The 24,413-nt window shown below is 65.6% G+C and carries 25 protein-coding genes and 1 tRNA gene; 14 read left to right on the forward strand and 12 right to left on the reverse strand.

All coding sequences use genetic code 11. From position 1 onward, the window contains the following. Positions 1-4 precede the first annotated feature (4 nt). On the forward strand, positions 5-1,084 hold the full coding sequence (locus tag IB256_RS02925) for an AI-2E family transporter (RefSeq protein ID WP_192401212.1): 1,080 nt from the start codon (positions 5-7) through the stop codon (positions 1,082-1,084). Between the two features lie 52 nt (positions 1,085-1,136). On the opposite strand, the gene IB256_RS02930 is transcribed toward IB256_RS02925, so the two are convergent. Continuing rightward, positions 1,137-1,607 carry a peroxiredoxin gene (locus IB256_RS02930; protein WP_192291360.1) on the reverse strand — a complete coding sequence of 157 codons (471 nt, stop codon included), beginning with the start codon at positions 1,605-1,607 and terminating at the stop codon, positions 1,137-1,139. Positions 1,608-1,632: 25 nt separating this feature from the next. Beyond that, on the reverse strand, positions 1,633-2,190 hold the full coding sequence (locus tag IB256_RS02935) for a glycine cleavage system protein R (RefSeq protein ID WP_081520171.1): 558 nt from the start codon (positions 2,188-2,190) through the stop codon (positions 1,633-1,635). 171 nt (positions 2,191-2,361) lie between these two features. On the opposite strand from IB256_RS02935, the gene dapA reads away from it, so the two are divergent. The 5 genes from dapA to IB256_RS02960 all read left to right on the forward strand — a co-directional run bounded on the left by dapA (position 2,362) and on the right by IB256_RS02960 (position 6,066). Then, a complete protein-coding gene (dapA, locus tag IB256_RS02940; RefSeq protein ID WP_045210343.1) occupies positions 2,362-3,240 on the forward strand; it encodes a 4-hydroxy-tetrahydrodipicolinate synthase in 879 nt (292 codons plus the stop codon). Positions 3,241-3,253: 13 nt separating this feature from the next. Beyond that, positions 3,254-4,444: an outer membrane protein assembly factor BamC gene (gene bamC, locus IB256_RS02945; protein WP_192291356.1), complete on the forward strand. Its 1,191-nt coding sequence runs from the start codon at positions 3,254-3,256 to the stop codon at positions 4,442-4,444. After that, positions 4,383-5,141, forward strand: coding sequence for an MBL fold metallo-hydrolase (locus IB256_RS02950; RefSeq protein WP_081520173.1), 759 nt, complete (start codon positions 4,383-4,385; stop codon positions 5,139-5,141). The genes bamC and IB256_RS02950 overlap by 62 nt, the downstream gene beginning before the upstream one ends. A gap of 29 nt (positions 5,142-5,170) precedes the next feature. After that, positions 5,171-5,881, forward strand: a complete 711-nt coding sequence (gene purC / locus IB256_RS02955; RefSeq protein WP_192291351.1) for a phosphoribosylaminoimidazolesuccinocarboxamide synthase — start codon at positions 5,171-5,173, stop codon at positions 5,879-5,881. Positions 5,882-5,976: 95 nt separating this feature from the next. Beyond that, a tRNA-Ser gene (locus tag IB256_RS02960) sits at positions 5,977-6,066 on the forward strand. Positions 6,067-6,152: 86 nt separating this feature from the next. Here the strand turns inward: IB256_RS02960 and IB256_RS02965 are convergent. From IB256_RS02965 to IB256_RS02975, 3 genes are all read right to left on the reverse strand, one after another. Continuing rightward, positions 6,153-6,521 (reverse strand): hypothetical protein, encoded by a 369-nt coding sequence (locus IB256_RS02965; RefSeq protein ID WP_192291349.1) that lies wholly within the window; start codon positions 6,519-6,521, stop codon positions 6,153-6,155. Between the two features lie 98 nt (positions 6,522-6,619). Further along, entirely contained in the window at positions 6,620-6,967 is a 348-nt protein-coding gene (locus IB256_RS02970) for a carboxymuconolactone decarboxylase family protein (protein WP_017522075.1), read from the reverse strand. Positions 6,968-7,110: 143 nt separating this feature from the next. After that, on the reverse strand, positions 7,111-7,593 hold the full coding sequence (locus IB256_RS02975) for a GreA/GreB family elongation factor (RefSeq protein WP_192291347.1): 483 nt from the start codon (positions 7,591-7,593) through the stop codon (positions 7,111-7,113). A gap of 124 nt (positions 7,594-7,717) precedes the next feature. Between IB256_RS02975 and IB256_RS02980 the strand changes: the two genes are divergently transcribed. Beyond that, the gene (locus IB256_RS02980; protein WP_192224089.1) at positions 7,718-8,161 is read left to right on the forward strand and encodes a hypothetical protein; all 444 of its coding nucleotides are present in this window, start codon (positions 7,718-7,720) and stop codon (positions 8,159-8,161) included. 6 nt (positions 8,162-8,167) lie between these two features. Here IB256_RS02980 and IB256_RS02985 read toward each other — a convergent pair whose 3' ends face one another. Beyond that, positions 8,168-8,623 carry an RcnB family protein gene (locus tag IB256_RS02985; protein ID WP_192224090.1) on the reverse strand — a complete coding sequence of 152 codons (456 nt, stop codon included), beginning with the start codon at positions 8,621-8,623 and terminating at the stop codon, positions 8,168-8,170. Between the two features lie 264 nt (positions 8,624-8,887). Between IB256_RS02985 and IB256_RS02990 the strand changes: the two genes are divergently transcribed. The 4 genes from IB256_RS02990 (at position 8,888) to rmuC (ending at position 12,243) form a co-directional block, all read left to right on the forward strand. Beyond that, positions 8,888-9,256 (forward strand): antitoxin Xre/MbcA/ParS toxin-binding domain-containing protein, encoded by a 369-nt coding sequence (locus IB256_RS02990; RefSeq protein ID WP_045210335.1) that lies wholly within the window; start codon positions 8,888-8,890, stop codon positions 9,254-9,256. Next, positions 9,257-10,021, forward strand: a complete 765-nt coding sequence (locus IB256_RS02995; protein WP_192401214.1) for an RES family NAD+ phosphorylase — start codon at positions 9,257-9,259, stop codon at positions 10,019-10,021. It begins immediately after the preceding gene. 77 nt (positions 10,022-10,098) lie between these two features. Next, complete coding sequence (locus tag IB256_RS03000) at positions 10,099-10,308, forward strand: hypothetical protein (protein WP_139791670.1); 210 nt, start codon at positions 10,099-10,101, stop codon at positions 10,306-10,308. 570 nt (positions 10,309-10,878) lie between these two features. Continuing rightward, positions 10,879-12,243, forward strand: coding sequence for a DNA recombination protein RmuC (rmuC, locus tag IB256_RS03005; protein WP_192401619.1), 1,365 nt, complete (start codon positions 10,879-10,881; stop codon positions 12,241-12,243). A 126-nt stretch (positions 12,244-12,369) separates the two neighbouring features. Here rmuC and IB256_RS03010 read toward each other — a convergent pair whose 3' ends face one another. The 4 genes from IB256_RS03010 to IB256_RS03025 form a co-directional block, all read right to left on the reverse strand. Further along, positions 12,370-13,716 (reverse strand): NAD(P)/FAD-dependent oxidoreductase, encoded by a 1,347-nt coding sequence (locus IB256_RS03010; RefSeq protein ID WP_192401216.1) that lies wholly within the window; start codon positions 13,714-13,716, stop codon positions 12,370-12,372. Between the two features lie 87 nt (positions 13,717-13,803). Further along, complete coding sequence (locus tag IB256_RS03015) at positions 13,804-14,694, reverse strand: metal-dependent hydrolase (protein ID WP_192291341.1); 891 nt, start codon at positions 14,692-14,694, stop codon at positions 13,804-13,806. Between the two features lie 8 nt (positions 14,695-14,702). Beyond that, entirely contained in the window at positions 14,703-16,475 is a 1,773-nt protein-coding gene (locus IB256_RS03020; RefSeq protein ID WP_192291339.1) for an SDR family oxidoreductase, read from the reverse strand. Beyond that, positions 16,472-17,371: a M24 family metallopeptidase gene (locus IB256_RS03025; protein ID WP_192291337.1), complete on the reverse strand. Its 900-nt coding sequence runs from the start codon at positions 17,369-17,371 to the stop codon at positions 16,472-16,474. Before IB256_RS03025 ends, IB256_RS03020 begins: the two co-directional genes overlap by 4 nt. Before the next feature lie 392 nt (positions 17,372-17,763). Between IB256_RS03025 and IB256_RS03030 the strand changes: the two genes are divergently transcribed. Then, positions 17,764-18,462: a MerR family transcriptional regulator gene (locus tag IB256_RS03030; RefSeq protein ID WP_285887123.1), complete on the forward strand. Its 699-nt coding sequence runs from the start codon at positions 17,764-17,766 to the stop codon at positions 18,460-18,462. Between the two features lie 4 nt (positions 18,463-18,466). On the opposite strand, the gene IB256_RS03035 is transcribed toward IB256_RS03030, so the two are convergent. Then, a complete protein-coding gene (locus tag IB256_RS03035; RefSeq protein ID WP_192401620.1) occupies positions 18,467-19,381 on the reverse strand; it encodes a LysR family transcriptional regulator in 915 nt (304 codons plus the stop codon). Positions 19,382-19,463: 82 nt separating this feature from the next. Between IB256_RS03035 and IB256_RS03040 the strand changes: the two genes are divergently transcribed. After that, positions 19,464-19,922, forward strand: coding sequence for a DMT family transporter (locus tag IB256_RS03040; RefSeq protein WP_192291335.1), 459 nt, complete (start codon positions 19,464-19,466; stop codon positions 19,920-19,922). Between the two features lie 95 nt (positions 19,923-20,017). Here IB256_RS03040 and IB256_RS03045 read toward each other — a convergent pair whose 3' ends face one another. Then, on the reverse strand, positions 20,018-23,494 hold the full coding sequence (locus IB256_RS03045; protein ID WP_192401224.1) for a PAS domain-containing hybrid sensor histidine kinase/response regulator: 3,477 nt from the start codon (positions 23,492-23,494) through the stop codon (positions 20,018-20,020). A gap of 261 nt (positions 23,495-23,755) precedes the next feature. Here IB256_RS03045 and IB256_RS03050 point away from each other — a divergent pair, with 261 nt between their 5' ends. After that, positions 23,756-24,325 carry a GNAT family N-acetyltransferase gene (locus IB256_RS03050; protein ID WP_081520201.1) on the forward strand — a complete coding sequence of 190 codons (570 nt, stop codon included), beginning with the start codon at positions 23,756-23,758 and terminating at the stop codon, positions 24,323-24,325. Positions 24,326-24,413: the final 88 nt, after the last annotated feature.

The raw sequence follows: 24,413 nt of genomic DNA on the forward strand, positions 1-24,413 counted from the left end.
GTTGATGCTCAAGGTTTTGCAGGACTGGATGCAGCGCTATTTCTCCGACGAGGAGGCGATAGTGCTGGCGGTCATTCTCGGACTGGGATTCACCGTCATCCTGGCCTTCGGCGGGATGCTCGCGCCGGTGCTGGCGGCGATGGTCATTGCCTTCCTGATCCAGGGCATGGTCGGCGTGCTGGAGCGCCTGCGCGTGCCACACCTGTTCGCGGTGTGGCTGGTCTATTCGTTGTTCCTCGGGCTGCTCGCGGTGTTCCTGCTGGTGCTGGTGCCGCTGCTGTGGAAGCAGCTGTTCACTCTGTTCAACGAGCTGCCTGGCATGCTCGGCGAGTGGCAGGCGACCCTGCTGATGCTGCCCGAGCGCTACCCGGACATGGTCACCGAGGAGCAGGTGCTGCACACCGTCGAGGCGGCGCGCAGCGAGCTTGGACAGTTGGGCCAGTGGGCACTGACCTTTTCCCTGTCGGGGCTGCCGGTGGTGGTCAACATCATGATCTACCTGGTGCTGGTGCCGATCCTGGTGTTCTTCTTCCTCAAGGATCGCCGCCGGTTCTACCACTGGTTCCGTCGCTACCTGCCGCGCGAGCGCGGGCTGATGAAGCAGGTGTGGAACGAGATGAACCAGCAGATCGCCAACTACATCCGTGGCAAGGTCATCGAGATATTCATAACCGGCGTGGCGACCTACATCGCTTTCGCGGTGCTGGGGCTCAACTACGCGGCGCTGCTCGCGCTGCTGGTCGGCCTGTCGGTGGTGGTGCCTTACATCGGCGCGGTGGTGGTCACCGTGCCAGTGGCGATGATCGCGCTGTTCCAGTGGGGCTGGAGCGACCAGTTCATCTACCTGATGGCCGCCCACGCGATCATCCAGGCGCTGGATGGCAACGTGCTGGTGCCGCTGCTGTTCTCCGAAGCGGTGAACCTGCACCCGGTGGCAATCATCTGCGCGGTGCTGCTGTTCGGGGGGCTGTGGGGCTTCTGGGGCGTGTTCTTTGCCATCCCGCTGGCGACCCTGGTGAAGGCCGTGCTGGATGCCTGGCCGCGACAGCCGCCTTTGGAACCGCAAGTCAGCCCGATGATGTAAACGAAAAAGGCCGCTGATCAGCGGCCTTTTTCATTGAAGCTGGCTCAGCGGATTACGGGTTCAGCTCTTGAGCGGCGGCGAGCACGGCGTCCACGTGCCCAGGCACTTTCACGCCGCGCCACTCCTGGCGCAGCACTCCCTTGGCGTCGATCAGGAAGGTGCTGCGGTCTACGCCCATGTATTCCTTGCCGTAGAGCTTCTTCAGCTTGATTACGTCGAACAGCTGGCAGACAGCCTCATCCTTGTCGCTGATCAGCTCGAAGGGGAAGCACTGCTTGGCCTTGAAGTTCTCATGGGACTTGATGCCATCGCGGGAGACGCCGAACACCAGGGTGTTGGCCTTGGCGAAGTCCTCGATCTTGTCGCGGAAGCCCTGGCCTTCGGTGGTACAGCCGGGGGTGCTGTCCTTGGGGTAGAAGTACAGGACGATCTGCTTGCCCTTGAGTTCGGACAGGCGGAATTCGACGCCGCTGGTGGCCGGGGCCTGGAAATCGGCGACGGGCTTGTTCAGTTCGACTGCCATTGGGATTTTCTCCTTGGGAGCATCCTTACGGATGCTGCGGACGCCAGGGTTCGATCAGCGCATCCAGGTTCAGCGCATCGGCGAAGTCGAGGAACTGATCGCGCAGCCAGCTGATCTGGGTGCCGGCCGGCAGCGTCACGGTAATGGTGGCGTTGAGCATGCTGGTGTTGGTGTGCGGCGCCTGGTAGGTGTCGCAGGTGAGGTTCTCCAGCTCGATGTTGTGGTCGATGAAGAACTGGCACAGCTCGTTGAGGATGTCCGGGCGATAGACGGCGCTGACATAGGCCACGTAGGGCAGGGCCTGGGCGCGGGTAACGTGGACATTGCTGCGGGTGACGCTGAGGGTGAAGCCGTGGCGCTTGGCCAGGGGCGGCAGGCCGCCTTCCAGACGGGCCAGTGCGTCCCAGCTGCCGGAGATCTGCAGGATCAGTGCGCTGAACTCGCCGTGACGGGTCAGGCGGCTGCTGACCACCGAGCAGCGGTTGTCGACGCAGGTGCGGCACAGCACGCTGGTCAACTCCATCGGGTTCGGGCCCAGAGCACTGATCAGAAGGAATTGTTCACGAGGGTGAGAGGTGGACATGCAGCTTTCCTGGGAGTGGCGGCCAAGCGGGCCGCATCGACAAAGGAGAAAGGGTAGCGAAAAGCGCCGATGAGGGGAATGTCTGACCGCTCGCGGGTCGCTGCGTCACCTTGTGCGTGGCCGGTGGCGACAGTACCATTACGGCTTTCTTTTTCCGGCAGGAGCGGTTGCATGATTGCGGGCAGTATGGTGGCGCTGGTCACCCCCTTCGATGCTCAGGGTCGACTGGATTGGGACAGCCTCGCCAAGCTGGTGGACTTCCACCTGCAGGAAGGCACCAATGCCATCGTAGCGGTCGGCACCACGGGTGAATCGGCCACTCTGGACGTGAACGAACACCTGGACGTCATCCGTCGCGTCGTCGACCAGGTCAACGGCCGTATCCCGGTCATCGCCGGTACCGGCGCCAACTCCACCCGCGAAGCCGTCGAGCTGACCGAGGCTGCCAAGTCTGGCGGTGCCGACGCCTGCCTGCTGGTGACCCCGTACTACAACAAGCCGACCCAGGAAGGCCTGTACCAGCACTTCCGCCACATCGCCGAAGCCGTGGCCATCCCGCAGATCCTCTACAACGTGCCGGGCCGTACCGCCTGCGACATGCTGCCCGAGACCGTCGAGCGCCTGTCCAAGGTACCGAACATCGTCGGCATCAAGGAAGCCACCGGCGACCTGCAGCGCGGCAAGGAAGTACTGGATCGCGTCGGCAAGGACTTCCTCGTCTATTCCGGTGACGACGCCACCGCCGTCGAGCTGATGCTGATGGGCGGCAAGGGCAACATCTCGGTGACCGCCAACGTCGCCCCGCGCGCCATGAGCGACCTCTGTGCCGCCGCCATGCGTGGCGATGCCGCCGCTGCCCGCGCCATCAACGATCGCCTGATGCCACTGCACAAGTCGCTGTTCATCGAATCCAACCCCATCCCGGTCAAGTTCGCCCTGCACGAAATGGGGCTGATTCCAGAGGGCATCCGCCTGCCTCTGACCTGGCTCAGCCCGCGCTGCCACGAACCGCTGCGTCAGGCCATGCGCCAGACCGGCGTCCTGGCTTAAGGAGCTCCCTCGCATGAAGCGACTGGCAGGACTGACTGCGCTCGCCCTGGTTATCGGCAACACCTCCGGCTGCGGCTGGCTGTGGGGCCCGGAAGGCTACTTCCGCGACCGGGGTGACGATTACCTCAACGCCCGCGAAACCGCACCGATGAAGGTGCCCGAGGGCATGCAGAGCAAGCAGCTCGACCCGCTGCTGCCGATTCCGATGAACGTCGCCACCAGCACCGAGAAGGAAGGCGAGTTCGAAGTGCCGCGTCCGCAGCCGCTGTCCGGCGCCGGCGAAGTCAGCGACTTCAGCCTGCAGAAGAGCGGCGACTCGCGCTGGCTGGTTGCCCAGCGTCCGCCGGCCGAAGTCTGGCCGGTCGCTCACCAGTTCTTCCAGGACAACGGCTTCTCCATCGCCAACGAACGTCCGCAGACTGGCGAATTCAGCACCAACTGGCAGCCGCTGTCGCAGCTCTCCGCGCCCCTGGCGCGTCGCCTGAGCAGCCGTGTGTCGGGCGTCGAGCCTGACAGCGAAGCGCGCGTTCGCGTGCGTATCGAGCCAGGCGTGCAGACCAACACCAGTGAAGTCTACGTGCTGAGTGAAACCCGCCCGGCCGGCAGCACCGCCACTGGCGATTGGCCGACCAAGCCGGCCGTGCCGAGCCTGGACGCCGCGCTGCTCGACGAAATGATCGCCAGCATGGCCACCAGCGCCGAGAAGGGCGGCTCCGTCTCCCTGCTCGCCGCGCACTCGGACTACGACACCCCTGGCGCTGTCCAGCTGAACAATGACGGCAGCGGCAACCCGGTGTTGACCGTCGATTCCGATTTCGACCGTGCCTGGGTCAGCGTCGGCCGTGCGCTGGATCGTGCCGACATCCGTGTCGACGACCTCAACCGCAGCCTGGGCGTGTACTACGTCAACATCGCCGAAGGCGCGAAGAAGAAGGACGAAGACAAGCCTGGCTTCTTCAGCCGCCTGTTCGGCGGTGGTGAGAAGACCAAGGAAGAAGAGGACGCCAAGGCCCAGCGCTACCAGGTTCGCCTGACCAGCGTGAGCAACACCGTCCAGATCACCGTCGACAAAGACATCAACACCTCCGCACCGGCTGACGTGGCGCAGGGTGTGTTGGAAAAACTCCAGGAGAGTATGCGGAATGCACTTCGCGGTCCTGGGGAGCGGAAGCCGGGGCAATTCGGCCTTGGTGAGCAGTTCTGACACCCGGATACTGATCGATTGCGGCTTCCCGCTGCGTGAAACCATCCGCCGTCTGGCACGCCTGGGCGTAGAGCCCGGGCAGCTGGACGCGGTACTGGTCACGCACGAGCACTCCGATCACATCAACGGCGTCGAACTGCTGGCCCGGCACCATCGAATACCCGTGTACCTCAGCGCCGGCACCCTGCAGGGAATGCGCAAGCCGGTGACACCGGCGGGGCTGCTCAAATGCGGCGACCGCCTGGTACTGAAAGACCTGGAAGTCACTGCGGTGAGCGTCTCCCACGATGCGCGGGAACCCCTGCAGTACGTGTTTTCCGATGGCCGGAAGCGCTTTGGCCAGCTCACCGATCTGGGAGCCGCCACGGCGCAGGTGCTGGAATGCTATCGTGGCCTCGATGCGTTGATCATCGAGGCGAATCACGATACCGACATGCTGGCCCGCGGTCCGTATCCCTACCCACTCAAGGTCCGTGTAGGCGGCCAGTGGGGACATTTGAACAACCGGCAGGCCGCCGAACTCGTGGCCCAGCTGGGCTGGGAAAGCTTGCAGCACCTGGTGCTGGCGCATCTCAGCGAAAAGAACAACTCGCCGCAGCTGGCCCGGCAAAGCTTCGTCGACACCCTCGGGTGCGACCCGGACTGGCTGCAGGTAGCCGATCAGCATTCTGGACTCGACTGGCGCACCATCGCCTGAGCCCACCCCTTAAGCAAGCGGAGCCCATCATGGAAAAACGCGAAGAACTCTATCGCGGCAAGGCCAAGTCGGTTTACACCACCGATGACGCCGACCGCCTCGTCCTGCTGTTCCGCAACGACACCTCGGCGTTCGACGGCAAGCGCATCGAGCAGCTTGATCGCAAAGGCATGGTGAACAACAAGTTCAACGCCTTCATCATGCAGAAGCTCGAGGCCGCCGGCATTCCGACCCAGTTCGACGCCCTGCTGTCGGACAACGAAGTGCTGGTCAAGAAGCTCGCCATGATTCCGGTCGAGTGCGTCGTGCGCAACTACGCTGCGGGCAGCCTGGTGCGCCGTCTGGGTGTGGAAGAGGGCCTGCAGCTCACTCCGCCGACCTTCGAACTGTTCCTGAAGAACGACGCCCTGGGTGACCCGTTCATCAACGAATCCCACGTCCAGGCCTTCGGCTGGGCGACCCTGGAGCAACTGGCCGAAATGAAGGCCTATTCCTTCAAGGTCAACGAAGTGCTGAACAAGCTATTCGACGACGCCGGCCTGCTGCTGGTGGACTTCAAGCTCGAGTTCGGCCTGTTCCACGGCAAGATCGTTCTGGGCGACGAGTTCAGCCCGGACGGCTGCCGCCTGTGGGACAAAGAGACCCGCAAGAAGATGGACAAAGACCGCTTCCGCCAGGGTCTGGGTGACGTCATCGAAGCCTACGAAGAAGTCGCCCAGCGCCTCGGCGTACCGCTCTGATCCCACCCGTGCACGCAAGCGTCTGATACCACGCGAAAAAATCCTGAATAAGGGCTTCGCCTTCAGGCTTCAAGCTGGTATCATGCGCGCCGCACGGAGAGATGCCGGAGTGGCCGAACGGGACGGATTCGAAATCCGTTGAACTGGCAACAGTTCCTAGGGTTCAAATCCCTATCTCTCCGCCATTACATATGGCCGAAGCCCCTGAAATTCCTAGAATTTCAGGGGCTTTGTCTTTTCTGCGTCCGGAAAATCCCCGCCCTTCGCTCCATTACCCGCAATACCCATCCATCTTCTGCCGATTCCCCTCCGTGGGGTTCGCCTGGTACTGCTGCCGCCAGAACTGGCACGGCGCGCTGTTGAAGCGCTTTTCCTGCTCCGATTTCTCCACTTGTCGATTCTGCTGTTCCTGCGTGGCCTGCTGGCGTTGCAGGTACTGCCGGAACATCTCTTCGTTACTGCGCGCTGGCGGGGGACTGGTCGAAGTTTCCGCAGATGGTTGCGCGAGGCGGGTGACGACGGCGGTCGGAAGGTCGGGCCAGATCAGCCAGGCGGTGGCGGCGACGGCCAGGCAGCCGAGCCAGATGCCGGCGGCTATGGCGAGGGTGAGTTTCCAGAATCCGAGGGTGGGCTGCGACATGGGCTGAGGCATTGGCTGGCTATGCCCCACTGATAACTCATCCGAGCCCTGAAGGGAAAGGGGCAAGCCCGCGGCGCTGGGGCGTCGCGGGCGGGTGCTCACTTCGGAGCGGCGGCAGACTCGTAGGCTTCCAGGGCGCGCAGGGAGTAGATGTAAGCGGCGCCGGCATTAAGGGAAATGGCGGTGGCCAGGGTCTGGGCGATCTCGGCTTCGGTGGCGCCGGCCTTGCGCGCGGCTTCGGCATGCACGCCGATGCAGCCGTCGCAGCGGGTGGTGATGGCCACGGCGATGGCGATCAGTTCGCGGGTCTTGGCATCCAGAGCGTCGCCGTCAGCGGCAGCAGCTTCCAGGGCCTGGTAGGCAGCGATCATCTTCGGGTGTTTCTTGCCCAGGGCGCCGAAGGCTTTCTTCACGGCGGGGACGTACTCGGACCAGTTGAACAGCATGGTGCTTCTCCTTGAGGCCGGGAGGGATGGGGTGTGGCCTTGAAGCTTAGTCTGTGTCAGCCGGCGTGCGGTGTATTGTCTGTTCCGCTCAGATTTTTCATCGATGCGCTCGGTTTCTACAGAGCTTTCGCGCGCATGGCCTGTCAACAGGCGTCGAGGATTTCGTAGCGTTGGCGGGCGCTGCCGGTGCCCACTTCCACCTCGTCTCCGGGATGGCGGTGGAGCAGGGCGTTACCCAGCGGTGCGCGGGTAGTGATGACGAGGATTTCGCAGCCTTCGAAGTGCACCTTGAGGCCGGCGCCATCCGGGCCGATGAAGACCCAGCGCTGCTGGTCGTGCTCGTTGACCAGCTGCACCAGAGCGCTGGTCTGTATGCCCTGTTCTTCGTCGAAGTCGCGCAGTTGCAGGTTCTCGAACAGCGCCAGGGCGTGGCGGATCTCCTCCACGCGGCGCGACTGGCCGGCGGCGAGGTAGGCCGCTTCCAGGCCGAGGGTGTCGTACTTGTTCTCGGCGATGTTCTCCTCATGGGTCGCGGTTTCGTGGGCCGTCTGTGCGGCGCGCACGGCGATCTCCAGGTCTTCGGCGAGGCGGGCGAGGATCAGTTGGTAGGCGCGTTTCTTGTCCATGGCGACAGGCTGGAAATAAAGGCGCCTATCCTAGGGGCTTTGCCAGGCCGTGCGAAGGAGCTTTCAAGATTTTCCTGTGGTGGCCGATACATCGGCTGAATTCCCGGAACAAAGGACATCCGGCATGAGTCTTTCCATCACCCCTGCCATCCAGACTTTTGCCACCCAGCTACGGGTGGCAAGCGATGCTGGTGCATCGGCTGGAACTGCCAATGAAAGCGCCGGCAGCAATACCGAAAGCCCGCGTCTGCAGGCTGGCGGCACGGCACCGAGCGGCAAGAGCAGCAAGAGTTCCGGCAGTTCCGGAAGCTCCAGCACGGCGGTCGAGCAATTACAGAAGCGCCTTAAGGAATTGCAGAAGCAGTTGCAGCAGGAGCAGCGCGAGCTGGCCGAGGCGCAGCAGCGTCATTACTCCTCGGAGGCCGAGCGGACCGCTGCGCTGATGGCGCTGCAAAGCCGCATCGCCAGCACCAGCGCCGCCATGCAGCAGACTGCTGCTGCGCTGGCCGAGGCGATCCGCAAGGCCGGTGGCAGTGGCGCCGGCTCGATGGTCAGTGCCAGCGCCTGAGGTGAATCAGTAACCGCTGAGGATGTTGACGATCACGCCGCTGGCAATGGCGACCAGAATGTAGTCGCCGTTGACGTACAGCCAGCGATGGTCGCGCGGCGGGGCGTACAGGTGGCGAGCGTGCCAGTCGGTGACCCAGTAGCGGTCGCCGCGATAGTTCGGCTCCACGACCACACCGCGGCGCCAGTCGCGATGAGGCACCGGCATGCCGGCCTGCGGACGGAAGTCCGGGTTGCGATAGGCATGGGCGTTGTGCTGGACGGGGCGTGCCTGCTGGTTGTAGCCGCCCTGTGGCGCGCGCTGCGGCTGCGGCTGCTGGTGCTGCTGTTGCGGCCCGCGGTTGTCCTGCCGGTTCGAGCCGTTGTTCGGGCCATTGTCCGGACCAGGGCCGGGCTGGGCGAAACTGGCCAGCGGGCTGCCAAGCATCAGGGCAGCACAGAGCAGGGCGACGGACTTCTTCATGGTGTTCTCCTGGCGCAACCGCAACGGCGGTGCGTATTTCAGCTTTCATCGTCCCGGACGATCCGGGTATTTCATCTGACCGCAGTGCTGCGTCAATGAGTGCCAAGGCTAAGTAAATGTCTGGTAAAGAGTTTTTCCAGTTTGTCAGCTTGTGGATACAAAGCCGGGCATGAGTCGCCGGCAGACGGCTGCGTCCTTTCGTCTTTGTGCGTCTTCAGCATTTAATGGTATGTTTGCAGCAAATGCACTGGATGGAGTTTCGCCATGAGCGCTCTGCTGAAGGAAAACCCGGTCGCCGATGCCGTCCTGGCGAAGGCAGTACTGACTGCCCGCGAACACCTGGCAATGACCCAGCAGGAACTGGCTGCCATCGTCGGTGTGGACCGCAGCGCAGTGAGTCGCTGGAAGCAGAACGGCCTGCGCGTGGACAGCAAGACCGGCGAACTGGCGCTGCTGCTGGTGCGCATTTACCGCGCTCTGTTCGCTCTGTTCGGCGGCAACCATGAAGACATGCGCCACTTCCTGCGCACCGAGAACCGCCACCTGGGTGGCGTGCCGTTGCAGTTGATGGAGCAGGTGCAGGGCCTGGTCGCGGTGGTCGAATACCTGGACGCCATCCGGGGCAAGGTCTGAATGTCCTTCGCAGCCGGCGCCCGTCTCTGGGCGAAGTATGAGGATTGGGTCGTCGCTCCCATTCGTGGGCGACTGGTACGTCTGGTGGAGAGCCAGGGCCAGGTCGCGACGTTGCAACTGGTGGACACCCTGGAGGAGCAGGCGCTGCTCGAGGAGTTGCTGGAGACCAGCAAACCGCGCATGCCGCCACCCGCCGAGCCGCTGCACTATCTATTGAAGACACCGTTCCGCTATCCACCGCTGCGCTGGGGCTCGCGCTTCGGCCGGCGGCATGAGCCGAGCCTGTTCTATGGCGCGCTCAAGCTGGAAACGGCCATGGCGGAGTCAGCCTTTTACCGCTTCGTCCTCTGGGAAGGGATGGCGACGCCGCCGCCCAGTGGGCGAATCCTTTCCGAGCATGCTTCGTTCGAGGCGCGTTTCCAGGTGCAGAAAGGCGTGCGCCTTCATCTGCCGCCGTTCCGTGAGCACGAGGCGCTGCTCGACCCGCAGGATTACAGCGTCACCCAAGGGTTGGGTAGCGCCATGCGCGATGCGGGTGTGGAAGCGTTCGAGTATCGCTCGGCGCGTTGCCCGCAAGGCGGTATCAATGTGGCGTTGTTCGTTCCTGCGGCGTTTACCGAGAAGCGTCCGCGGAACCTGATGCCGTGGCTGTGCGAGACGACTTCCGAGTACGTCGCCTTCAAGCATGCCCAGGTGCCCGACAGCCCGCGACTGTACCGGCGTGAGCAATACCTGGTGGATGGCAGGCTGCCGCATCCGGCCTGACCGTTCATCGTTTTGCCACTGTCGTGTCATGGTGAGCGGTGTATGTTTCGGGATGGCCAAGCAGGGAGCGCCAGACCATGGATATACGGATAGCCGTCCATCCCAGCGATGATCGTCGCTGGCGCGTGTACCTCAACCAGTTCTTCTACGACTGCAACAGCCGCAGTGCTGCCGAGCGCATTTATGCGCGGGTCAGCGCCGCCGAGCGGCAGTCGATTCAGCTTCCCGAACCACCCCGCATCGTCCGGCCGCAGCGACTGCCGCGCCGGCAGGTTCAGATCGCATGAAATTCTCCGGGTAACGGCGTCGGAAGACGGAGCTTCCGGCGCGCGCGTCGCCTGTGTTGAATGCACTGTCTGCCTGAGAATACTTCCTATCCACTGCCCTGAAACGGGGCGGTCGGCTGCTGCGTGGCGCGCACTTGTGCACAATGCTGACGCACTCTGTCAAGTCCCCGAAACATTGCAGTTGGCCACCCCGTGAATTTCCTTGCGTTTTTTAACTTATTGAAAAATAAAGGAAATTTCTATTGGTGAAAAAATCACCAATCTGTCACACGGCCCCAGTTCACTGGGGGTATGGGCTGTTTTAAGCAAGTTCTCCACTGAGTTATCCACAGCTTCTGTGGATTGTCCCGAGCGCTTGCTCAGGAGCCTTGTTCCAGGGCCTTTACAGCGGACGAGGGCTCATCGCGCGGGTGACTGTTAGACTGGCGCGATCCATTGCCACACCCGGAGCTCTGCATGCCCCTCGATCTTTCCGCTCTGTTGCTCGGTGCGCTCGCCGGATTGCTGCCCATGGCGGCGCTTGCCTGGCGTCTGCAGGCGCGCAGGGTGGAGGTGGAGCAGGAGGCAACCCTGTTGCGCGAGCGCCTGGCCACCGCGCAACTGGCACAGGACGGGCTGTCCGCCCAGGCCGAGGCGGATCGCGAGGCCTTCCAGCGCCTGAGCGGCCGGCATGGTGAGCTCTCCGCCGAGGCAGCGGCATTGCGTCGTGAGGTCGAACTGGGCAAGGACGAGCGCGCGCGCCTGGGTAACGCCGAGCAGGACTGGCAGGCCGAGCGTGCCGACAAGGAAGTCGAACTGCGCCGACTCTCCGCCGAGCATGCGGCACTCTCGGCCGAATTGCGTGAGCAGCAGGAGAACCACCAGCAGCGCCTGGGCGACCTGCAAGCGGCGAAGGATGACCTGCGTGCGCAGTTCGCCGAGCTGGCCGGGAAGATCTTCGACGAGCGCGAGCAGCGCTTTGCCGAGTCCAGCCAGCAGCGCCTCGGGCAGTTGCTCGACCCGCTGAAGGAGCGCATCCAGTCCTTCGAGAAACGCGTGGAGGAGAGCTACCAGGCCGAGGCCCGCGAGCGCTTCTCGCTGACCAGGGAGCTGGAGCGCCTGCAGCAGCTGAACCTGCGCCTGGGCGAGGAAGCCACCAACCTGACCCGCGCACTGAAGGGCCAGAAGACCCAGGGCAACTGGGGCGAACTGGTGCTCGAGCGGGTGCTGGAGCATGCCGGCCTGGAAAAGGGCCGCGAGTACGAAACCCAGGTCAGCCTGCGTGCGCCGGACGGCGAGCGCTTCCAGCCTGACGTGCTGATCCGCCTGCCTGGCGACAAGCAGGTGGTGGTGGACGCCAAGGTCAGCCTGACGGCCTACCAGCAGTTCATCGCCGCTGATGACGACGTGATTCGCCAGCAGGCGCTCAAGGCGCACGTGCTGTCGCTGCGCAGTCACGTGAAGGGCCTGTCCGACAAGGATTACCGTCGCCTGGAGGGCCTGCACAGCCTCGATTTCGTGCTGCTGTTCATGCCGATCGAAGCGGCCTTCTCGGCGGCGCTGCAGGCCGAGCCGAACCTGTTCCAGGAGGCCTTCGAGCGCAACATCGTGATCGTCAGCCCGACCACCCTGCTCGCGACCCTGCGGGTGATCGACAGCCTGTGGCGCCAGGAGCGGCAGAACCAGAACGCCCGCGAGATCGCCGAGCGTGCCGGCGCGCTGTACGACAAGTTCGTGCTCTTCGTGCAGGACCTCGACGAGATGGGCACCCGCCTGCAGCAGCTGGACAAGACCTACGCGGCGGCGCGCAACAAGCTCTGCGAGGGGCGTGGCAACCTGATCAGCCGCGCCGAGCAGGTGAAACTGCTTGGCGCACGGGCCAGCAAGAGCCTGCCGACAGACTGGCTGGAGCGGGCACTGAGCGATGATGCGCCGCTGGTGGAAGAGGGCGAGTAACGCGGGCCTGCGTTATCGCCTGAACACTTGATCCTCCCTGCTGCAGGAGCGGCCTTGCCTGCGATCGCGCGCATGGAGCGTTCCTGTGGGGATAGCCGGTCACGAATATGCGCCGCAGGCAGCCCCTCAGAACAGCGAGTAGGGCTTGCCCGCCGTTCCATCAGCGAAGCGCCGCAGCCGGAAGGCATGCAGGTCCATTCCGGCTTCGCCCTTGTGAATCCACTGGCTCATCAACTGACCGACGATGGGCCCCATGGCGAAGCCATGGCCGCAGAAGCCGGTGGCGATCAGCAGGCCGGGCACTTCCGGCGGAGCGTCGAGCACCGGGATGCCGTCGGGCAGCACGTCGATCAGGCCGGCCCAGCTTTCCACCACCTTCACATCGCGCAGCGCCGGGAATGCCTTGGCGAGATTGGTCTGTGCCTGGAAGACGCGCGAGGTGTTCGCTTTCACCTGCGGATCACGCTCGCCGAGGACCGGGCCGTTCACGCTTCTTTCCGAGCCGGGCAGGCGCTGGCGCAGGTCGTGGAACAGCGCGCCATTGAGCTTGAAGGAGAAGCCCGCGCGGTGTTCCGGCAGGTGCGGCAGGTAATGTCTGGCATCGCGCAGATAGTCGAGATTCAGGTCGATGTCGGCCTGGGTTTCGTCGGCGAGGTTGATGCTGCCGTCGGCACGCTGGCGGAAGCCGATGCCGTGGCCGATGAAGCTCTGCGCGCCGACATCCGGGCCGGGGCTGGTGCGCGAGACGGTGCAGCGCACGGCCTGTTGCGGCAATGTCAGTCCTAGGCTCTGCACCAGGCGCCAACTGCTGGCACCGGCGCAAACCAGCAGCTGTCGGGTTTTCACATAGCCGCGCTCGGTCTGCACACCGCAGATGGCGCCGGCTGCGCGATCGATTCCAGTGACGCCGCAGCCTTCGACGAACACGGCACCGCGCTCGATGGCCCGCAGTGCATAACCCGGAGCGACGCGGCGTGGCTCGGCCTGGCCGTCGTTGGCGGTATAGAGCGCGCCGCGGGCGGGATCGCTCAAGGCTGGCATCAGTTGTGCGACTTCCGCGCGGCCCAGCAGCCGGGTGCCGAGCCCGAAGTTGGCGGCGACCTTCAGCCAGTCCTCGTACTTGTGCTGCTGCTCCGGCGTTTCAGCCAGGTACAGACAGCCACCCTGACGCCATTCCAGCGGCAGTTGCAGCTCCTCTTCAAGACGTTCCCACAGCGGGATCGCCGCCATCATCAGCGGCACTTCCGCCGGATCGCGCGCCTGCTGGCGGACGAAGCCCCAGGCGCGGGTGGACTGCTGGCTGGCGAGGCCGGTCTTGTCCAGCACCAGCACGCTCAGGCCAAGGCCGGCGAGCTGCCAGGCGGTGGCGCAACCCATGATGCCGCTGCCGGCGATGATCACGTCCACCTGCTCCGGCAGACGCTCCACGCGGGAGGACAGGGCGGAGTGAAGCGGGTAGGTTCCCATTGGCATACGCGGCATCCCTGAATCGAGTAACGGATGCCGCAGTATGCGATCGGCGCGCGCCGCGCATCCACTGCGCGGGCGCGCCGGCAGGCCTTACGAAGCGCGCGCGGCCCGGTTGGCTGCCGGCGAGCGGGCGAGGTAGTCCAGCGCTTCCTGGGTATTGGCCTCGTGGTCCGGGTGGTACCAGGGCTTGAAGTAGCGCAGGAAACTGGTGGCTACCGAGCTGATCTTCGGCAGCACGCCGGACTTCGAGCCGTCGCGCCAGATCGCCGCAAAGGAACGCGGCCGGGCGAGGCTCGGGTCCTGGCGCGACAGGGTTCGGGTGCCGAAGGCGAACAGGTAGATGATCAGCGGCCAGACCACGAACATCCACAGCTGGCGGCTGACGAAGGTCCCGCCCAGGTGTACGTGCAGGTCGTGCGCAACGTTGCGGTGCTCCACCTCTTCGGCGCCGTGCCAGCGGAACAGGTCCAGCAGCACCGGGTCGGCCTTGGCGCGGTCCAGCGCGTCGGCCTCCAGGATCCACTTGCCGAGTACGCAGGTGAAGTGCTCCACCGCCGCGACGATGGCGCAGCGCTGGCCGATCCACCAGCGCTTGAGCCAGGCCGTGCGATTGAACAGGGTAAGGCCCAGCGGCGTATCGCTGAGCAACTGCTCGAACAGGTAGTCCATGACCTTCAGGTAGCGCGTCGAGTCGATGCCGTGGTGGCTCAGGTAGCGTTCCAGCGCGCCGTTGTGGGCGCGGGCATGCATCGCCTCCTGGCGGATGAAACCCTGCACGTCGTCGCGCAGACGGCCTTCCTTCACGAAGGGCAGGGCCTTGTTGTACAGCCGGCAGAACCACAGCTCGCCGGCCGGCAACATCATGTGGATGACGTTGACCACGTGCGAAGCCTCGGGCTCGCCGGGAATCCAGTGCAGGGGCGAGTCGCTGTAGTCGAACTGCACCTTGCGTTGCACCAGCTTGTGATGAGGGTTGTTCATGGGGATTCTCAGGCAGTCAGGTTGAGGCGGGCGAACAGGCGCGACAGCCAGGGCATGAAGCGCCATTGCAGGGCGCCCAGATGCACTTCGCTGCCAACCTTCACCACCGGCTGGTTGCGTTCCACTGCGCGGGTGATGCGTTCGCCGACGGTGTCCGGGCTGAGCCGGCGCCGACGGTAGAAGCGCTGTACCTTGGCGCGGTGTTTCGCCTGTTGTTCGTCATCCAGTCCGGCGAAGCGCGTGGCCTGGACGATGCCGGTATCGACGAAGCCCGGGCACGCCGCGCTGACGCCGATGCCATTGCCCGCCAGCTCGGCGCGCAGGCACTCGCTGAGCATCAGCACCGCCGCCTTGCTGGTGGCGTAGGCCGGGTAGTTGCGTGACGGCGCGAAAGCCACACCGGAAGCGACGTTGACCAGGTGCCCCGGCTTGCCGCTCTCCACCATCTGCTTGCCGAACAGCCGGCAGCCGTCGATCACGCTCCACAGGTTGATGCGCAGCAGGCGCTCCCATTCCTCCGGGGTGGTCTTGAGCATCGGCCCGGCCATGCCGATGCCGGCGTTGCTGACCACCACGTCGGGCACGCCGAGGCTGCTCTTCACCCACTGTGCGAAGCGTTCCATGGCGGCGCTGTCGCCCACGTCCACGTAGTAGCTGTAGGCGCTGGCCCCCACCGCGCGGGCCAGTTCGGCGCTGCGCTCGGCGGCGGCCGGGTCGATGTCCGCTGCCAGTACGCTGGCGCCGCGTTCGGCGAAGCTCAGCAGGGTCGACCGCCCGATGCCGCCGCCGGCGCCGGTGACCACCACCAGCTTGCCGGCGAACGGGCCGGCGCCAGGTTTCAGCGCGGCGCGCTGCAGTTCCGGCGTGGCTTCGCCGCCTTCGATGTGGCTGACGAATTCGTCGATCCAGCCGCCCAGGCGGGCTGGTTCGGCGAGCAGTTGCCAGTGCCCGGCAGTGACGTCACGGCGCCACAGGCGCGGCGCCCACAGCGAGAGTTGTTGGAACAGTTGCTGGCCGACATAGCGGTCGCGGGTCGGCACGATGAGTTGCACCGGCACCTCGGTATGGCGCTTGCGCGGCTTGAAGATCGAGGTGATGAAGTTGGCTCGGTAGAGCTTCACGCCGTGCTCGCCGTCGCTGGCCTGGTGCGGGTTGCGTGCCGGGTTGCGGATGCCTTCGACCTTGCGCAGGTACTGCGGCCAGGCCTTGGCCGCGCCGAAGCGCCACGACAGAGACGGCAGCAACGGCAGATGGAAGTAGTAGATGTACCAGGAGTGCAGCAGTTGGCTGGCCATCTGCAGCAGCGCGCGCGGCGTCTTGCGGCGCAGGCGGTCGCGCATCCAGAAGCCGACGTGATCCAGGCAGGGGCCGGAGACGCTGGTATAGGACGCGATACGGGCGCGCAGCTGCGGATCGGTGACGCTCTCCCAGGTCTGGATCGAGCCCCAGTCATGGGCCACCAGGTGCACCGCGCGCTGCGGGCTGACCGCATCGAGCACGGCCTTGAGGTCCTGGCTGAGCAGTTCCAGGCGGTAGTCGCGGGTCTTGCGCGGCTTGTCCGATTCGCCCGCGCCACGCACATCGTAGGCGACCAGCTGGTAGCGCCCGGACAGGCGGCGGATCAGAGGCAGCCAGACTTCATGGTTGTCGGGATAGCCATGGACGAACAACACCATCGGCAGGTGCGGCTCACCCCAGCGCCATACGGCCAGGCGTACGTTGCCCGATTGCACGTCGAGGCGCTCCGGCGTCGGCAGCGTTTTTTCCAGCATCGCGTTCATGCCACCTCCTGCCGCGCCGGGGCGCTTATCAGACCGCGGGCGATCCAGCGGCGCACGTGAGGCAGGTCGTCGTCCAGCCAGTAGACGTCGTCGTCGGTGACCACCAGCAGCTCTTCGAACTTGGCGCCCACGCCGCGCAGGCCCAGGTGCGGCTCGACCGCCCAGAGGCCAGGTGTCGGGGCGTGTTGCGAGCGGTCGTTGCTCGACCACAGCGGCGACCAGCCTTCGCGGCGGCCGGTGATCAGGGCGTTCTTCATCAGCGTGGCGATGTTGCGTACGCCGAAGCGCGCCAGCGACGGGCCGCTGTCCCGCGCGCCGAGTTTTTCTACGCGGTGGGCCAGTACTTCGAAGGGGTAGGCCTTGTGCCGCGGCAGGGTACCCTGGCGCTGGCAGAGACGGTCCACCGACTGGCTGACTTCGGCCAGGGGCAGGCGTTGGCGCACCTGTTCGACGATCAGGTTGCGGTGCGCCAGCAGGTCGTCCATCAGACGCTCCACCAGCAGGTTGTGGCCCAGCGCGCCGGAGTAGCCGACGTCGGCGGTGTAGGCGCCCAGGGTCGGCGCGCAGTCGAGGATGAAGGGCATACCTTCCTCCAGGCGCTGCTTGCCGGGGTAGAAGGCCAGGTTGAAGCCGCCCAGGTGGCGCAGGCCGTCGAAGCCCTTGAACGAGGTGCGCGGGCCGAACCAGGCGAAGGGCTGGTGGAACCAGTCGCGTACGCCGTGATCGAGCAGCCAGGTTTTCATCAGGGCGGCGGTCTCGCGCTCGCTGATGCCCGGGCGCAGTTCGCCGGCAATGGTTTCGCAGCAGCGGTAGGCCAGTTGCTGAGTCTCGCGGAAGTGCCGCAGGTCTTCGGGGGTCAGATCTTCGGGAGTAGACCCCCACGCGCCTTGGGACATGACTTTCTCCAGGCTGGTTATTGTTATCGTGACATTGAACAATGTCACAATCGATGCTGACCCATCGGCGGGCGTTGCGCCATGCCGTGCGCGCCGGACCCTGAGTGTTACCGGAGCGCGGAGCCGCTGGCGGCGCGGGTTGTGGAAGGGCGGAGGATTTGCGGTGGGTGCAGGTCCCGTCTTTGGTTGGGCTGCCGGGCTGTGCGGCGGATCACTTTGGGACTAGTGCTTTCGATTGTTCTGAGGGCGCAACGGTGACTATCATCCGCGCCATGAGCACACCCCTGAATCTGCTGCAGCGCCTGCTGCAACGCCCGGACGACGCGCCCTCCGCGGTGGAGGAAGAGCGCGAGTACACGGTGGATGAGCTGGCCCGCGAGGGCGGCACCACGGTGCGCAACCTGCGCGCGTATCAGGATCGCGGCCTGCTGCCGCCGCCCGAGCGCCGTGGCCGCGCCGGGGTGTATTTCGCCAGCCACCTGCGCCGGCTACGGCTAATCAACCGCCTGCTGGAGCGCGGCTACAACATAGCCAATATCAAGGAGCTGCTGCAGAGCTGGGAGCATGGCCACGACCTGGACCATGTGCTCGGCCTCGACGAAGCCATCGTCGGCCCGTGGAACCTGGAGTCCGCTGGCAGCATCGAGTTCAGCGACTTGCAGGCGCTGTTCGGCGATGAGCTCAATGACGCGGTGATCGATCAGGCGCTGGCGCAGGGCCTGCTGGCCTTCGATGGCGAGCGCATCAGCATTCCCAGCCCGCGTCTGTTCAATGCCGGCGTCGAGCTGTACCGCGCCGGTATTCCGCTGGCGTCGCTGCTGGATCATCTGGCGGTCTTGCGGACCGACACCGAACACCTGGCCGCCGGAATCGTGCAACTGGTGGTGACCCATCTGGTAGACAAGCCCGGCGCCGACCTGCTGCCCGGCGCGGCGGACCTCGAGCGCCTCGCCGAAGTCTTCCAGCGCCTGCGGCCGGTGGCCGAACAGGTGGTGCTGGTGGAGCTCGCGCGCGGCCTGAAGCGCTCGGCCAACGAGATGCTCGGCGAGCGCGTTGGGGAGATCCTCCGGCGGCTGGAAACGCCGGAGTAACGCCTCAGGTCCGGCCGGCCACCTCGGCCAGTTTTCCACGTAGCCAGCGCCGCGCGGGCTCGTCCTCGCTGGTTTCCGACCAGATCTGCACGAAGTCGAAAGGCGCCAGTTTCAGCGGCGGCTCGAAGCTCGCCAGGCCATGGCTTTCGAGATCATCCGGGAGCATCCGCGCGGCGATGGTCAGCACCAGGTCGGTGCCCGCCAGCAGGCTGGGCGCGACGCTGAAGTGCGGCACGGTGGCGGCCACCTGACGGCGCCGGCCGAGTTTTTCCAGGTGACTGTCGATCTCTTCCGCCGGGCTCTGTTGCAGGGCGACCCGCAGGTGCGGGGCAGCCAGGTAGTCGTCCAGATCCAGGCGCTGTCTTTCGCCCAGGGTTTCCCTCGAGCACAGGCAGACGAAGCGTTCCTCGAACAACTGCTGCACACGCAGCCCTTCGGGCAGCATCGGGAAAACCCCGAGAGCGCCATCCAGCTCGCCGCTCGCCACCTGCTCAGCCATGCCCACCCGCGAGGCCTGGCGCACGTCCAGGCGAATGCCCGGCGCTTCTCGGCGCAGGAGCGGCAGCAGGACCGGCAGTACCACCCAGGTGCCGTAGTCGGACATCCCCAGGCGTAGTTCCAGCTCGGCGCTGGTCGGGTCGAAGTCGTCGCCCAGCACCAGCCGGCGCACGCCGCCGAGGATTTCCCGCAGCGGCCCGGCCAGCTCGAACGCGCGGCGGGTCAGTTGCATCTGGTTGCCGGCGCGCACCAGCAACGGGTCGTCGAGGAGGTTGCGCAGGCGGTTGAGCGCATGGCTCACCGCCGGCTGCGTCATCGCCAGCCGATCGGCCGCGCGGGAGACGTGGCGCTCGTCCAGCAGCGCATCGAGGATCACCAGCAGGTTGAGGTCGATGCGGCGCAAGTCATGAATCGAGCGCATCTGTGCTGTACCGTTCATTCATTTCCATGCGCAGGATGGATAGCAGAAGCTTAAGGCACCGACAAGAAACGGAGGAAAGTCGATGTCGAAACTGCTTCTTCTGCTGCCTGCCATTGGTGTGGGCGCGCTGGTCGCCCTGCAGGCCGGCAGCAATTCCCTGCTAGGTCGCCAACTGGGTCATCCACTGAGTGCCAGCCTGACGTCCCTGGGCGTAAGCCTGGCGGCGGTGATCATCGCGCTGCTGGCCTTCCGCGTGCCGCTGCCGCCGGCGGCAGGCATTGCCGCCACCCCCTGGTGGGGCTGGCTGGGTGGGCTGTTTGGCGCGGCTTACCTGACGGTCGCGGTAATGCTGGCGCCGCAGCTGGGTGCGGCGACTTTCCTGGCCTGCGTGGTGGCGGGGCAGATGCTGATGTCGGCGTTGTGCGACCAGTTCGGCTGGGCCGGTTTCCCGGTGCGGCGGCTGTCACCCGAGGGCCTGCTGGCCGTCGGGCTGATCATCGCCGGGGTGGTGTTGTTGCAGTGGCGGGGGAGGGTGGTTTGAGGCTAACTCGGAGCTGGCCGGCAGGACCCTCTCCCCAGCCCTCTCCCTTCAGGGAGAGGGTTAGGGAGAGGGAACTAAGCCAGCGCCGAGAACCATCACCGCAGGCTCAAATGCCGACTCAGCAACGCCCGCAGCGCCGCCGGCTTCACCGGCTTGGGCAGGAAGTCCAGCCCCGCCGCGTGGATCTGCGCCACCAGTTCGGGGCGGGCGTCCGCGCTGATCACTACGCCTGGAACCGGCTCACCCAGGCGGGTGCGCAACCAGGCCATGAGGTCGGTGCCCAGCTCGCCGTCGTCCAGGTGGTAGTCGATCAGAGCCAGTTGCGGGCGTGCATCGCCTTCAAGCAACGCTTGGCATTCTTCTCGGCTACGCGCGGTGAGCACGCGACAGCCCCAGCGGGTCAGCAGGCTGTTCATGCCGGTGAGGATGCTGTCTTCGTTGTCGACGCAGAGCACCTGCGCGCCATTGAGCTGTTCCGGGGTTTCCACCTTGTGCCCGTTGAGCGGCGCCGGAGCCGGCTGGCGCGCCAGCGGCACGCTGACGCTGAACACGCTGCCCTTGCCCGGCCAGGAGCGTACTTCCAGGCGGTGGCCGAGCACCTTGCACAGTCGATCGGCGATCGCCAGGCCGAGGCCCAGGCCTTTCTCGGCGCGAGTCTGGTGGCTGTCCAGGCGTTTGAATTCCTCGAAGATCACCTGCAGCTTGTCCGGCGGGATGCCCGGACCGTGGTCCCAGACTTCCAGGCGCAGGTGCCCGGCCTCGCGGCGAACGCCGAGCAGCACGTGGCCCTTGGCGTAGCGGAAGGCGTTGGTGAGGAAGTTCTGCAACACGCGGCGCAGCAGTTTGATGTCGCTTTCCACGCGCAGCTTGCTGCCGCGCACATGAAAGTCGATGCCGTGCTCCTGGGCCAGGACGCGGAACTCCACGCCCAGGGTGTCGTACAGGTTGCTCAGCGGGAAGGCCGCGACGTCGGCGCTGACACGCCCTCCCTCAAGACGCGAGATATCCAGCAGGTCGGTGATCAGGTCTTCCGCCGAGCGCAGCGACGAGTCCAGGTGGCGCACCAGTTCGGTGGCCTCCTCGGGCAGTTTTTCCTGGTGGGCGAGAGCGGCGGAGAATAGCCGCGCGGCGTTCAGTGGCTGCATCAGGTCGTGGCTGACCGCAGCGAGGAAGCGCGATTTCGACTGGTTCGCCGCCTCGGCCGTGCCCTTGGCCTCGGTGAGCGCCTGGTTGAGCTGCGACAGCTCGAAGGTGCGCTCCTGCACGCGCTGTTCCAGACCTTCGTTGGCGTCCTTCAGGCCCTGTTCGGCGTCGCGGTAGTTGGTGATGTCGGTGAAGCTCATGACGAAGCCGCCGCCGGGCATGGGGTTGCCGATCAGCTCGATCACCCGGCCGTTGGGGAACAGCCGCTCGGAAGTGTGCGGCGTGCCCTGGCGCATCCAGTACAGGCGCTTGGCGACGTGCAGGTCCGGATCACCCGGCCCGCAGAGGTTGCGCTCGGCGTTGTAGCGGATGATGTCGGCGATCGGGCGGCCGACGTAGATCAGCCCGTCCGGATACTCGAACAACTCGATGTAGCGGTGGTTCCAGGCCACCAGGCGCAGCGACTGGTCGACCACGCTGATGCCCTGGGTGATGTTCTCAATGGCGCCCTGCAGCAGCGCGCGGTTGAACTGCAGCACCTCGGAGGCTTCGTCGGCGATCTTCACCACGTCCTCCACCTGCATCTCGCGGCCTTCGATGGCGGCCTTCACCACGGCGCGCGCGGAGGAGGCGCCGAGTACGCCGGCGAGCAGGCGCTCGGTATGGGCGATCCACTCGTCGTTGGCGTTCTGGCTGGGGGTGAAGCCCTTGCCCTGGCGGTAGGCGAAGCGGATGAAGCTCTGCCGCGCGCGCTCCTCGCCGACGAAGCGGGCAGCGAGCATCAGCAGGTCTTCCAGCTGTACCGCGAGCATCGAGCGCGAGCTGAGTTTCTGGGAGATTTCCTGGCCGATGAAGCGGCTGGCCTGCCAGTGCTCGGAGACGCGGGTGCGGGAGAACACCGAGACCAGCCCGAACAGCGCGAAGTTGCCGATCAGCGAGAGCAGCACGCCCAGGGTCAGTGGCTCGATGGACAGGCCGAACGGGCGGCCGGCGAGCCACGCCAGGCCGGGGAAGGTCTGCAGCGGCCAGCCCAGGCCCTTGGCGACTACCGGCAGTACCAGGGTGTAGGCCCACAATAGCGAGCCGGCGGCCAGGCCGGCGAACACGCCTCGGCGGTTGGCCTGCTTCCAGTACAGCGCGCCGATCATCGCCGGGCCGAGCTGGGCGATGGCGGCGAAGGCGATCTGGCCGATGGTGGCCAGGCTCGCGGTGGAGCCCAGCAGGCGGTAGCTGACGTAGGCCAGCAGAAGGATCAGCGCGATGCTCACCCGGCGCACGGTCAGCAGCCAGTGGCGGAACACCTCGAAAGGCTGCTCGGCTTCGCCTTTGCGGCGCAACAGCCAGGGCAGCAGCATGTCGTTGGAGACCATGGTGGACAGCGCCACGCTGGCCACGATCACCATGCCGGTGGCCGCCGAAGCGCCGCCGATGAAGGCCAGCAGCGCCAGCGCCGGATGCGCCTCGGCCAGCGGCAGGCTGATCACGAAGGAGTCGGGCATCACGCCGGCGGGCAGGTGCATCTGCCCGGCGAGGGCGATGGGCACCACGAACAGCGCGGCCAGCACCAGGTAGATCGGGAACACCCAGCGCGCCAGGTTGAGGTCGCGCGGCTCGATGTTCTCCACCACCAGCACGTGGAACTGGCGCGGCAGGCACATGATGGCGGTCATCGCCACACCGGTCTGCAGCAGCATCGCCGGCCAGTGCACGGTCTCCTTCCAGTACTCGTTGAGCTGCGGGGCGACGCGCGCCTGGTCGACCAGGTCGCCGAAGCCGTCGTAGAGACCGTAGGTGACGAAGATGCCGACGGCGATGAAGGCGGTGAGCTTGACCAGCGACTCGAAGGCGATCGCCAGCACCATGCCGCGGTGGTGCTCGGTGACGTCCAGGTTGCGGGTACCGAAGACGATGGTGAACAGCGCGAGGATCAGCGACACGATCAGCGCCGTGTCCTGGGCGCGGATGCCGGTGGAGTCGGGGCCGGCGCCGATCAGCAGGTTGACGCCCAGGACGATGCCCTTGAGCTGCAGGGCGATGTAGGGCAGCACGCAGACCACGCAGATCAGCGCCACCACGACCGCCAGCGCCTGGGACTTGCCGTAGCGCGCGGCGATGAAGTCGGCGATGGAGGTGATGTTCTCCTGCTTGCTGATCATGATCATCTTCTGCAGCACCCACGGCGCGAAGAGCATCAGCAGCACGGGGCCGACATAGATCGGCAGGAAGGACCACAGCTGGTCGGCGGCCTGGCCGACGGCACCGAAGAAGGTCCAGCTGGTGCAGTAGACCGCCAGGGACAGGCTGTAGACCCAGGCGCGGACGCGCGGCGAAAGTGGGGCGCGACGGCGGTCGCCATAGAACGCGATGGCGAACAGGACCGCCATGTAGAGCAGGGCGACCGTTGCGATCAACCCACTGGACAACGACATGCTGACTCCGGAAGTGAACTGGCTCCCCCGCAGGAGCACTGGCAGCAGTTTCGCACCAAAGTCCGGAACTGTCAGACGCCTGCTACCAATGTCTCAGTGGTGCTGTGTCGCGGCTCACACTTGAGGGCGGAGCGCCGGGCTGGTAGCTTGCCGGCCTTTTCGCGGTCCGTCTGTCGTGCGCCTGCCGGCGCGCGGCACTTCAGCGGGCCGCTACGCTCTGATGTGAGCGAAGATTTCGCGTCGTGTTTCGAGGAGGACGCCATGTTCAGACCGTTACCCATCACCTTGCAGCGCGGGGCCCTGCGCCTGGAGCCGATGGTGGAGGCCGACGTGCCGGACCTGGTGACGCTGGCGGAGCAGAACCGCGACGTCCTGCAGTTCATGAGCGCGCCGGGGCGCCCGGACTGGTACCGCCAGGGCCTGGCCGATCAGCGCGAGGGCCGTGCCCTGCCGCTGGTGGTACGCCTGGGCAACCAGATCGTCGGCACCACGCGCTTCATGGATTTTCTCCCGGCGCTGCCGGCCTGCGAGATCGGCGCCACCTGGCTGGATCAGGCCCAGCACGGCAGTGGTCTCAACGCCACCATGAAGTACCTGATGCTGCGCCACGCCTTCGACAGCTGGAAGATGGTCCGCGTGCAGTTCAAGACCGCCGCCAGCAACGAGCGCTCCCAGCGTGCCATCGAGAAGCTCGGCGCGGTGCGCGAGGGCGTACTGCGTAACCACCGGCGCCTGGCCGGCGGGCGGCTGGACGACACCATCCTCTACAGCATCACCGACCAGGAATGGCCGCAGGTGAAGGCCGCACTGGAAGCCGGTTTCAACGGCTGAGTGATACTCTGTTCGCGGCTTCAAAACCCCTCTCCCCATGGGATAGGGCTGGGGTGAGGGCGCGCACAGGCACAGAGGTGCCAGCAAT

The organism is Pseudomonas sp. PDM17, from assembly GCF_014851985.1.
Lineage (GTDB): Bacteria > Pseudomonadota > Gammaproteobacteria > Pseudomonadales > Pseudomonadaceae > Pseudomonas.

Bases quoted from the DNA above. Each gene is read 5' to 3' on its own strand.
- IB256_RS03025 (WP_192291337.1), bottom strand. From the start codon at position 17,371: ATGTCCCAAGGCGCGTGGGGGTCTACTCCCGAAGATCTGACCCCCGAA.
- bamC (WP_192291356.1), top strand. From the start codon at position 3,254: ATGAAGCGACTGGCAGGACTGACTGCGCTCGCCCTGGTTATCGGCAAC.
- IB256_RS03050 (WP_081520201.1), top strand. From the start codon at position 23,756: ATGTTCAGACCGTTACCCATCACCTTGCAGCGCGGGGCCCTGCGCCTG.
- IB256_RS02995 (WP_192401214.1), top strand. From the start codon at position 9,257: ATGTCCTTCGCAGCCGGCGCCCGTCTCTGGGCGAAGTATGAGGATTGG.
- IB256_RS02990 (WP_045210335.1), top strand. From the start codon at position 8,888: ATGAGCGCTCTGCTGAAGGAAAACCCGGTCGCCGATGCCGTCCTGGCG.
- IB256_RS03040 (WP_192291335.1), top strand. From the start codon at position 19,464: ATGTCGAAACTGCTTCTTCTGCTGCCTGCCATTGGTGTGGGCGCGCTG.
- IB256_RS03000 (WP_139791670.1), top strand. From the start codon at position 10,099: ATGGATATACGGATAGCCGTCCATCCCAGCGATGATCGTCGCTGGCGC.
- IB256_RS02980 (WP_192224089.1), top strand. From the start codon at position 7,718: ATGAGTCTTTCCATCACCCCTGCCATCCAGACTTTTGCCACCCAGCTA.
- dapA (WP_045210343.1), top strand. From the start codon at position 2,362: ATGATTGCGGGCAGTATGGTGGCGCTGGTCACCCCCTTCGATGCTCAG.
- IB256_RS03035 (WP_192401620.1), bottom strand. From the start codon at position 19,381: ATGCGCTCGATTCATGACTTGCGCCGCATCGACCTCAACCTGCTGGTG.
- IB256_RS02975 (WP_192291347.1), bottom strand. From the start codon at position 7,593: ATGGACAAGAAACGCGCCTACCAACTGATCCTCGCCCGCCTCGCCGAA.
- IB256_RS03010 (WP_192401216.1), bottom strand. From the start codon at position 13,716: ATGCCAATGGGAACCTACCCGCTTCACTCCGCCCTGTCCTCCCGCGTG.
- IB256_RS02935 (WP_081520171.1), bottom strand. From the start codon at position 2,190: ATGTCCACCTCTCACCCTCGTGAACAATTCCTTCTGATCAGTGCTCTG.
- IB256_RS02970 (WP_017522075.1), bottom strand. From the start codon at position 6,967: ATGCTGTTCAACTGGTCCGAGTACGTCCCCGCCGTGAAGAAAGCCTTC.
- IB256_RS02950 (WP_081520173.1), top strand. From the start codon at position 4,383: ATGCACTTCGCGGTCCTGGGGAGCGGAAGCCGGGGCAATTCGGCCTTG.
- IB256_RS02925 (WP_192401212.1), top strand. From the start codon at position 5: ATGCTCAAGGTTTTGCAGGACTGGATGCAGCGCTATTTCTCCGACGAG.
- purC (WP_192291351.1), top strand. From the start codon at position 5,171: ATGGAAAAACGCGAAGAACTCTATCGCGGCAAGGCCAAGTCGGTTTAC.
- IB256_RS02985 (WP_192224090.1), bottom strand. From the start codon at position 8,623: ATGAAGAAGTCCGTCGCCCTGCTCTGTGCTGCCCTGATGCTTGGCAGC.
- IB256_RS03015 (WP_192291341.1), bottom strand. From the start codon at position 14,694: ATGAACAACCCTCATCACAAGCTGGTGCAACGCAAGGTGCAGTTCGAC.
- IB256_RS03020 (WP_192291339.1), bottom strand. From the start codon at position 16,475: ATGAACGCGATGCTGGAAAAAACGCTGCCGACGCCGGAGCGCCTCGAC.
- IB256_RS03045 (WP_192401224.1), bottom strand. From the start codon at position 23,494: ATGTCGTTGTCCAGTGGGTTGATCGCAACGGTCGCCCTGCTCTACATG.
- IB256_RS02930 (WP_192291360.1), bottom strand. From the start codon at position 1,607: ATGGCAGTCGAACTGAACAAGCCCGTCGCCGATTTCCAGGCCCCGGCC.
- IB256_RS02965 (WP_192291349.1), bottom strand. From the start codon at position 6,521: ATGTCGCAGCCCACCCTCGGATTCTGGAAACTCACCCTCGCCATAGCC.